This is a genomic window from uncultured Streptococcus sp., assembly GCF_963545685.1.
Lineage (GTDB): Bacteria > Bacillota > Bacilli > Lactobacillales > Streptococcaceae > Streptococcus.
Genome location: NZ_CAUUKN010000057.1, coordinates 1 through 8,204, shown reverse-complemented (window position 1 = coordinate 8,204; position 8,204 = coordinate 1). Strand labels below are relative to the sequence as shown.

Here is an 8,204-nt window from a genome sequence, read left to right as displayed (position 1 = left end):
CCGGTCCTCTCTAGATGTTAGCTTTTCGTCACCCACTACAGTTGACAAGGAGCCCCAAAAAAAGAGCCAAATCGAAAGATTTAGCTCCACAACTTTATTTAAAAAATAATTCCTGTTTGAAAAGGTAGTCACCACTGCTAGTAATCAGGTTGGCATCATTATACTTCTTAAGAATATCCTTGGCTGAGTGAAGGTTAAGACCAGAGGTCTTCTTCTGATTTTCTTCCTGCATAATGGCATCAAGGTCAACTTTTTCTTCTTGCGTCCTATTTTCCATGACGAAATGGTAGCTTCCATCCTTATCATGTCTATGAAAACTAAAATTGATTTGACTTACAGGCACCTGCTTACTCTCATCAATCGCATTACTAAAGAAAATGGACACTAGTAGGGTCAAGTCAACCACATTCATCGCAAAACCTGAAATCTCCTCAGGAATATCACAGGTGACTGGAATATTGCTACGTTTAGCCTCCATCATACGAGCCGAAAGAAGGCTACGTAAGGGTAAGGACTGGATATTTTCTAGCTTAGGATTATCAATGACACGGAAACGTTCAAACTCCTTAGCGCTCTCCCTAAGGACATTTTGGTACACCTGTTCAGCAAGAGCCTCTTCCTGGTCACGCACTTCCTCTGAAAATTGTTCTACAACTGTCTGATAAGACTGTCTGTATTGTAACAACTCATTGTAGAGAAGATCAATCTTTTGGTTGGCCTTGGTCAAGCTATTCAAATGCCGCTTTTCCTCCATGGCCAAGCTCTCTTCCAAATACTGCCTAGACAGTTGATTAAGATGGGCAATTAGGAAAATAAAAGCCACTGCGGACAAAAGGACCCAGACCATCCGAAGTCTCAAATCCAAATCTGAAGAGTAGCCAGGGAACCAACTATCTAGATTCACACTGAGACAGATTCCCAATAAATAAATGGCCATAGCTAGGGCAACTCTTCGAGAAATCTTGAGGTTGTGGCATGAATCATCGCTATATGCCTTCCAACGCTTCAAATCCAATCCCAAGAAACGGTCAAAAACAAAATAAAGTGGCAGAATCAAACCATAAGATAGGAGATAGAAAAGTGCATTAGACCCTACATCAGCTACAGGGATATTTAAGAGAAGGGGAATAAAGAATAGCCCCAATAAACGATAAAGTAAGTCCGACGTCACCACTGGAAACAAGGTATGAAAAGCATACTGCGTTACTGACCAGTTTTTTCCTTTGGCAAGAATCGCCAAAACCATCAGAATAAAGACATCAACAATCACAGTCAGACTAGTGACATTATACTGAATGACCACATCTAACAAGGCTAAAGTCAAAAATACAGTCCAGGAGATACGAATGTCTGTCATCCGTTTGAAAATAGCACAGTTTATTGTCAGCGTTAAAATAATCTGAACGGCTAGAAAGGCATCTGTATTATAAAGATTTAAAAAATTTATTCCCAAAAATGATTCAAACATCTAATCTCCTTTCTATATATTTTTTTACAAGTTATTTAGTATTCAAATTGCTGTCTATAGATTAACTTATCATTCTTAAAGCTAAGTTTAGACTGAGGATAACGCTCCATAATATCTTCGAGCTGCTCATTGATTGATAAGCGGTTCTCACACGCCTTGTCGGGTGCTTCAGCACTACCTTGCGAAAGCGTTGTGTCTACGGAAAGGACTTGAACCTTACCTCCTTGGTAATAAGACAGACGAACTAAGCTATTTTCTTGACCATGAGCTCTTAACAAGGCATTGTCCAAAAAGGTCGATAGCACAGCCGATAAATCCACCACATCAATATGAACAGGAGATATCGGGTCTGGAACCTCTAAGATAAAATCAATTCCAACAGCATGAAACTCCATGTACTTACTCTCAATGACGGAACGTAGCAATTGAGAAAGTAGGTTGGAAATGTCAGGCATGACCTTGCTGAAGGGAACTTCTTCCTCAGATAGGTTTTGACTGTCTCCTTCTTGACTCGTAGCCAGAACAGTCTGAACCTTTTTAGGAACCGCTACCTTGGGTACTCCATCACGGTATAGTTCCTGATAAAGTTGGAGGATATGCCTACTCGATTCTTGTAAACTCTGGAAATGGCGTTCCTGCTCCTCTTTCAACTCCAGAAAAAGCTCATCCTTAATCCATTGGTTAGCATAGGAAACAACAATAAAGAAAGCCCCTGTAGCTAATAAAACTACCAACTTGGCATAATTGTTAACCACTTCCACAGACCAGATATTGGCCAAGTAAGGCAAGAAATCGTTAAAAAGACCGTATAAAAGAAAGGAAAGGCTAACTCCGATAACAATAGGAGTGAAGTGTATGCGTAAGCGCTCCTTTTCCTCAACCTGCAAATATTCATAACCAATAAAACGATGAACCAAGAGGTAAAGAGGATAAGCTGCTACCACACATAAGAAATTCGTTAAGGACTCTGGAATACGGCTAGCCAAGTCAGTTCCCAAAAGTAAAGGAAAGACGATTAATGACAAACCTCTCATAATGATATTGGTTGTCCCCCAGGCATAGAAACTGTTAAAAACAGGCTCTATCCATGGCAAATCTGGACGTTTGTAATAACTAAAACAAAATAAAATAAGAGGATTAAGTAAAAATTTAAATCCCATAGGAAGAATAGGGGTCAAAATAACTGAAAAAAGACCACCTGCCAGAAGTAGCCACCAAGAAATCTTGATTCTACCAGCTGCACTAAACATCAGATAATTAACAAAGAAAATCAAGAACATGTCTAAGGACGTTAGCCAATGAAGATCTTTGAAAGCAGCAGATAGTGTTTCAATAACAGATATCATTCTTTTCCCCCTCTCCCTTTAATCTGATTTAAGAAACTTCCTCAAAAATCCCCTAGGAAGCCCTTATACAACACTACTCATTATATAGTTTTTTGTAAGTTTTCACAATAATTAATTTTCTAACAAAGTCTTTAAACCCTCTAATAATCCACTTATTTATACAAAGAAGACTTACTATTAAATTAAAGTTACAAATGTAACATAAAAAGTTGAGATAATTCCACCTCAACTTTTAGATTATAAAATTACTTTTTTGAGACTTTCACCCTTATCAGGTCTAATCAGCCTTATAGTAAAATTGTTTGGCGTCAGATTGTGCATCCCCTGATTGAGTCACTAGGATACGATCTTTAGTATTATCTGAAGCATCAGGATAATTTCCTGACACATTCGGCAAGGTCGTACCTTTCGGGATGAAAAAGATTATTGCACCATACATTCCTGTCCTTAGACTCGCTCTCAGGTATCCATTTTCAAGACTAGAATTAGTATTTTGAACTTCATAATCTGTAGGTGACGTTACTTGATTCTTCGAAAAGGTCAAAGTGTTACCATTCCCATTCTTCCAAGTTCCTTCAAGACTTTGAAAGTTATTGTCCTTAATAGCATTAACATCCATGCCTGTTTGCTCAGTCTTGGTCTCAGTTTGTGTTTCTGTCTTAGCTTCTGATGAGCTTGACGATGATTCTGATGCTTGTGAAGAGCTTGTTGACTCTGAACTTTCAGAATTATCAGCACTAGAGTAATGCTTAAGTAATTCTTGGTAGGCCTCTTGCATGTCGTCTGGTGCCACCTTGTAAGTCTGAACAGCTTTCTTATCGTAATTACCCTTCCAGTAGTTAGTCACATAATAAACAGTACCATTAGAGCCTAGGACAATTTGGTAAGAATCCTTATCTTGGTCTACCAAATCCTTATAGAGTTTGTTGTAGCCATTATAATTGCCACCAGTCTTATCATCAGCTGAGAAGTCCTTGAAGAGAGCCTTTTGTTCAGCGGCATTGTCTTCATACATGGCATGCTTCTTATCCTTCAAGGTATAAAGACGGAAGGATGAGGTTGGGCTATAGTCTGCAGTCTTACCACTATTTTCATTAATTCCTAGAGCGAAGGAATCGACCGTATTTTTATAGTCCTTGAAATCATAGTTTGAGGCTTCCTTACCATCGATGATACCACTCGGCACACCAGAGATATTTTCATAACCGTCCGCATTTATTAAGTTGGCCAAGATAGTAATGGTTTGACTGCTGCCTTTTTCCTTAGGTGCTTTAAATGAAAGGAAGGTTGGGCTACCATCGCTGACCTTGGTAATACTGTCAAAACTGCTTTGAACTAAAACCGCATCCTTAGCATAGTCAGACTGATAAAGCCATTTACCAAAGGCTTCTGTAATGGCCTTAATATCCTCTGTGGAATAGTCTGCAATATAAGTAGTTTCCTTATCGCCATTGACATCAGTCTTAGTCTTGATATCTGCATTTGGCTTACTTGGATCGTTAGAAGATGCTTCTGAGCTTGCATCGCTACCTGAGGATGAACTACTTGATTCCAAAATATCCTTAATGATGCTCTTAACCTCACTACTTGAAGAAGTTGACGAAGCTTCACTAGACTCAACGACTTCAGAGCCCCCCTCAACCTGAGTATAGGTGTCTGATTCAGTCATTTCAACCTTCGCATCTCCCCCAGGTACCATACTTGGTGTGATACGAATAGTACCGTCTGAGCCACCATCAGATCCGGCTAATTTAAAGCTCAAAGAACGGTCTTCACCGGCTTTGGCATCGGCCTGATAGGTATCCCCAGTTTCCGTATTTTTGACTTCGTATTTGTCTCCCTTAATCTTACGGACTTCAAAACGCACCTTGTTCCCGGTATTCTTATCGACAACGGTTGTAGCATAGACTCTAGAAGACGACGTAAAGGCTGTGCTCTGAGTGTATTTTCCGAGTACCATGAAAACCAAAAAGACAATCAAGGCCAAACCGATAAACTTTTTATGTTTAAACTGTTTCATGAGGTCCTCCTAGATAAATAGATAACCAACAACATAGCCAAAAAGGGCGATACAAATCAAGAGCAATATTTCCAAAACTAAAAACCAGCTGAACTTAAGATCACCCAAACCAACCTTAGACAAGACTTGTCTAAATTTAGAATTTTTCTGTCTGCTCAAACCACTCGAAAGGGTAAAACCATTCTTAGCAGCTTCTGCGACTTCCTTATCACTTGGCTTGCGACCATGCTGAACTTGGAAGTCAATCAGCCATTCATCATATTGTTGCATTTATTTCTCCTTCTTCTGTAGTGTAACGAAAAAGAGTAGGGCATAAACTAGGCAATGAAGCACCAAGGCCCACCATTGACCCCAGAATTCACCTGTAGACCCTTGAAAGGCCTCCAACTGACTCTTGGGTACAGGGACACCGTACTTAGCCAAACTAGATGGCAAATCTGACAGATCACTGGAAATCCCAACAAGCTTATGGCCATAGCCCAGATAGATAAATTTTTGAACCCAATCAATCGCTTTTGGCAATGATAGGATAGTCCCTGATAATGAAAATTGCATGATACCCACAACTACTGCTAGGATAACAGAGGTAATCTCAGACTTTCCAACCAAAGCTGAAATAAAGAGGGCAATGAAATGCGATGCCAAAAAAACCAGAAGCACCGTAATACCAACTTCCCAACGGTAGGAACCAAAAATATGACCAGCATCTGGAAAATCCTTGTCAAAGAACTTACCAAAGACAGAGTAAGATAGAATAAAGACTATGGTTTCCAAAATAGCAAAGAAAGCGTGAATCCCCATACTAGCCAAGGCAAAGGCCGAACGGCTCAAGCCTGAGAAAAAGTCACGATTGAGGACCGAGCGTTCTTTGGAAATATAAATACTGTTTTGAACCACAATCAAGAGACTGGTCGAGAAAAGCAAGAGAAAGAGCGTCATTCGAGTTGTTTCAAAATCGTCCAAAAATCCCTTGTCTTGGATATAGAGGATTAAGCCTTCAAAAGCGACAATGCCCAGAAGTACCTTAACAAAATCCATGTAGTGGTGTTTAAATTTATACCAACTTAATCGTAATGCTGCGTTCATAAGTCTCCCTAAATCTTGTAAATACGTGTTGAAGCATTGAGCTCCTGATAGACATCTGCGATATTCATATCCATATATTTGCGAATCATGTAAGGATCGCTAGTCTTGTATTCCATGAGCAACTCTTCATAAGTCCCTGCAAAGGTTGGACGTCCCTTAGACAAGAAGATAATCTTGTCAAAAATAGCCAAATTTTCTGTATTGTGGGTAATAACCACAATTGACTTGTTAGCTGATTTAGCCAAGATTTTCAAGGTACGTAAGAGATTACGGTCACTGAGAGCATCTAAACCTGAAGACGGCTCATCAAGAATAAAGTAGGGACTAGGGCTAAGAAGCTCAATACCAATTGAGACACGGCGTTTTTGCCCACCAGAAAGCTCTGAGATTTTCTTGTTGGCAAATTCCGTCAACCCTAAATCATCCATAATTCCTGCAATGCGATGCTTTTTAGTCAGCTTACTACTTCCTTTAAGGTGGTGGTCCGCATAAAAATCAAAGGTCTCAGATACCTTGAGGTACTCACGTAGAAGGTTTTGTTGGGGCACATAAGACCAAGAGCGTGAGCCTGCAGTCACAGGTTTTCCATTTTCCAAAATACGAAATTGTTGGCAAGTTGGTTTAAGCTGGCCAAGGAGAATCTCTGTCAGGGTTGTTTTCCCTGAACCAGAGGCACCCAAAATACCGACAACTTGGCCAGTCTCCATAGTAACATCCAAATCCGTAAAGAGCTGATTAGTATTTCCCTTATATTTGAAACAGATATGTTCAAATGTTAATTGATTGGTTTCCATTAATATCTCCTAGGACATAAGTAACATCAGGGCCACAATAAGGATGGCTCCGATAATAAGAACGATAACATTGATATTTAAGAAGAGAATCAAACTTAATAGAATCACAAAGGCTAGAGCCGCAAATAAGTAATTCTTAAGAGATGACTCTTTGGTTTGAGTCACCGCAACAGGTTCAAAAGGAATCTCCTTTTTACCTGATACATTGTTAGTCTGAGTGGCCCTTGCTTTCTCAGTTTCCAAAGCCTTCCTCTGAGCCTGTCTGAGTTTTCGGTCGTATTGTAGCTTTTCATGGTCTGAGAAAAAGATAGAGCGAATCGTATAAAGCTCACTACGCAGACGCTCACCGTCTTGATCCAAGGTACCGTTAGTCCAAAGGTCCTCTAGCTCCTCACGTAAAAAGGAGAGAGCCATAAAACAGTCTTGAGCCGACATCTCTGGAGAAATACGGTTGCTGATCTCTCTTAAATAGGACACTTCCTGTCCTGTCTCTGTATCAATTGCTTTGTAGTAGTCTATCATGAGATGAATTTAGCAAAAATAGCTTGAAGTTCTGACAAATCTTCCTTAACCACTTCTTTGGTTTGATTGACTTGTGCGTTAACAGAAAAACGTGCCACAACAGTATTGCTTCGAGGATCTGCAACTGTCACATTAACAATTTGTTCTGAGTCAAAAGCATAGGTAACTTGCGCCAAGAGCTCACCTTTATGACGTGCTTGTGCCACTTGTCCTTCCACTTGCCCCAAAATCTTCACAGCAAATGGATTTTCGTAATTTCCTTCTGTGATACGAAGCTTAAACTTACTCTGTCCATCCACAACCGCAAAGAGATCCTTGGTAACGGCCAAAGGCAAGACTGAGTTACGTGGAACCACGACACTATTGTAGTAATCCCCCACAAAGCTATAGTTTTTGTTTGGATTTTTCTTGAAGAGAAGACCGATTCCCTGAGAGGTCACATCCTTGACAACAACCCTGTCTGTCTCTGTCGTCTTGCCATCCTGATGCTCAGAGAAAGTAACCTCATTGTTGACAATAAGGTCGGCCAAAATAGATGCCCCCTGTGCCACAATAGTGTCTGGATTAAGGTCAAATTTAGGCTCCAAACCACTCATCAAGCGAATCATCTGACGAATCATTGGCATACGTGTAGACCCACCCACAAGGAGAATATGGTCAATCTCTTCCCATTTCAAACCAGATGCTTGAAGGGTAGACTGTACCTTGATTTCAGTATCCTTGAGGAGATCCAAGGTGATTTCATTGAAAATCGCCCGGGTAATCAAGACACCATAACCTTGACCATTAACATAGTGCTCATAGAGCGCTTGGTCATTCACAGATAAACTTGTCTTAATCTGTTCAGCCTTGTATTGGAGTTGAATTTTTTCCTTCTCAGAAAGGTTAGTCATATTGACCCCTTGTTTTTCCAACTCTTGCATGATGTAGCCCACAAGACGCTTATCAAAGTCAATCCCACCAAGGCG

At 40.2% G+C, this 8,204-nt stretch carries 8 protein-coding genes; all 8 read right to left on the bottom strand.

The genetic code is table 11. The annotated features are described in order from the left end of the window. Positions 1-94 precede the first annotated feature (94 nt). Positions 95-1,468, bottom strand: coding sequence for a GHKL domain-containing protein (locus tag RWZ99_RS08140; RefSeq protein ID WP_314677903.1), 1,374 nt, complete (start codon positions 1,466-1,468; stop codon positions 95-97). A 35-nt stretch (positions 1,469-1,503) separates the two neighbouring features. Further along, positions 1,504-2,814, bottom strand: coding sequence for a hypothetical protein (locus tag RWZ99_RS08135; protein WP_314677901.1), 1,311 nt, complete (start codon positions 2,812-2,814; stop codon positions 1,504-1,506). A 277-nt stretch (positions 2,815-3,091) separates the two neighbouring features. Further along, positions 3,092-4,834 carry a DUF6287 domain-containing protein gene (locus tag RWZ99_RS08130; RefSeq protein ID WP_314677899.1) on the bottom strand — a complete coding sequence of 581 codons (1,743 nt, stop codon included), beginning with the start codon at positions 4,832-4,834 and terminating at the stop codon, positions 3,092-3,094. Between the two features lie 9 nt (positions 4,835-4,843). Beyond that, positions 4,844-5,104 carry a hypothetical protein gene (locus RWZ99_RS08125; protein WP_313967375.1) on the bottom strand — a complete coding sequence of 87 codons (261 nt, stop codon included), beginning with the start codon at positions 5,102-5,104 and terminating at the stop codon, positions 4,844-4,846. Further along, positions 5,105-5,920, bottom strand: a complete 816-nt coding sequence (locus RWZ99_RS08120; protein ID WP_314677897.1) for an ABC transporter permease — start codon at positions 5,918-5,920, stop codon at positions 5,105-5,107. An 8-nt stretch (positions 5,921-5,928) separates the two neighbouring features. Beyond that, complete coding sequence (locus tag RWZ99_RS08115; RefSeq protein ID WP_314677896.1) at positions 5,929-6,714, bottom strand: ABC transporter ATP-binding protein; 786 nt, start codon at positions 6,712-6,714, stop codon at positions 5,929-5,931. 9 nt (positions 6,715-6,723) lie between these two features. Next, positions 6,724-7,236: a hypothetical protein gene (locus RWZ99_RS08110; protein ID WP_314677894.1), complete on the bottom strand. Its 513-nt coding sequence runs from the start codon at positions 7,234-7,236 to the stop codon at positions 6,724-6,726. Continuing rightward, positions 7,233-8,204, bottom strand: a 972-nt coding sequence (locus RWZ99_RS08105; RefSeq protein ID WP_314677891.1) for an Hsp70 family protein, incomplete at its 5' end; no start/stop codon positions are given. The genes RWZ99_RS08105 and RWZ99_RS08110, both read right to left, overlap by 4 nt.